Raw genomic sequence first — 1281 nt, 5'->3', positions numbered from 1 at the left:
GAGTAAGGAGGTTTTACTGTGGATATTGGTGAAGGCTTGATGATGATGGGAAAGTTTATTGGCGCTGGACTTGCGATGGGTATTGGGGCTATCGGACCGGGAATCGGTGAAGGTAGAGTCGGTGCGAGTGCGATGGAAGCAATGGCGCGACAACCTGAAATGATAGGAACCCTGACAACAAGAATGATTCTCGCAGACGCGATTGCAGAGACTACCGGCATTTATTCGCTCGTTATTGCGTTTATGATTCTCCTGGTAGTGTGAAATCTTCCCCTGACTAGAGGAGGGGTGATAACTTGATTGAACTGAATTTGACAGCCATATTGTCGATACTGAACTTTTTGCTGCTCTTTTTCGTTCTGAAGAAGCTTCTTTTCGACAAGTTCTTCGATATCATGAAGCAGCGAAAAGAGAAAATCAGCGGTGAAATTGCCGAGGCCGAAAAGCTGAGAACTGAAGCAAACGACCTCAAGAGAGAATACGAGGCGAAGATTCAAGAGGCGCGATCATCCTCCAATGAGATAATCTCACAGGCCGAGAGACAGGCAGAGGAAATCGTGAGACAGGCCAGAGAAGGAGCGCAGCAGGAAATACAGAGGATGTACAAGGCTGCAGAACTGCAGATTCAACGGGAGCGAGAAGAGGCCGCCGGTGAAATTAAGGGTGCGATAGTAACTGCTGCAGTTGCCATGGTGGGGAAATTTCTCCAGAAGGATATGGACGAGGCTGCGAGAAAACAGTACGCCAGGAGAATTCTTGAGAGCATGGGGGATAAGGAGTGAAGAGAATTCTTTCGCTGGCTTCGAAGTATGCTAACGCTCTTTTCGATAGTCTGCCTTCAGAAAACCGAGAGACAGCTCTTTCTCAACTTCAGCAACTCTCTCAGAGCATCTCGAACGAGGAGCTCTCGAAGTTTCTTTTCGATCCCACAGTTCAGGGTGAAAAAAAGACGGGAATACTCCTGAGTTTTGTCCAAAGACCTCTGAAGCAGATCGAAAGATTGGCAGCGCTTCTGGTTTCGATGAAGAGGCTTGAGCTCCTTCCCGACATCGAGAACGCTTTTTCCGCAAGGCTCCTAGTTGAAGGCAGAATGATAAATGTTGAGGTCGATTCTGCAGTTGAACTTACTTCAGAAGAGGAAGAGGCCATACTGGAGAAGGTAAGAGAAAAAACAGGGATGCAGGGTTTGTTGAAAGTAACTGTGGATCCTTCGTTGATTGCGGGATACGTAATTAGATTCAGTGATGAGGTAATCGACACTAGTCTCAGTGGTCGTTTAAA

At 47.2% G+C, this 1281-nt stretch carries 3 protein-coding genes; all 3 read left to right on the top strand.

Going from position 1 to position 1281, the window contains the following annotated elements:
* The first annotated feature begins 18 nt into the window (after positions 1-18).
* Positions 19-264: a F0F1 ATP synthase subunit C gene (locus BG32_RS13990; protein ID WP_006492796.1), complete on the top strand. Its 246-nt coding sequence runs from the start codon at positions 19-21 to the stop codon at positions 262-264.
* A 32-nt stretch (positions 265-296) separates the two neighbouring features.
* Positions 297-782 (top strand): F0F1 ATP synthase subunit B, encoded by a 486-nt coding sequence (gene atpF / locus BG32_RS13985; protein WP_006492794.1) that lies wholly within the window; start codon positions 297-299, stop codon positions 780-782.
* The coding region (atpH, locus tag BG32_RS13980) for an ATP synthase F1 subunit delta (RefSeq protein WP_121527003.1) at positions 779-1281 on the top strand (503 nt) is incomplete at its 3' end. The genes atpF and atpH, both read left to right, overlap by 4 nt.

This window comes from Mesotoga sp. HF07.pep.5.2.highcov (genome assembly GCF_003666285.1).
Lineage (GTDB): Bacteria > Thermotogota > Thermotogae > Petrotogales > Kosmotogaceae > Mesotoga > Mesotoga prima.
This window is presented reverse-complemented; position numbering and strand designations above follow the sequence as displayed.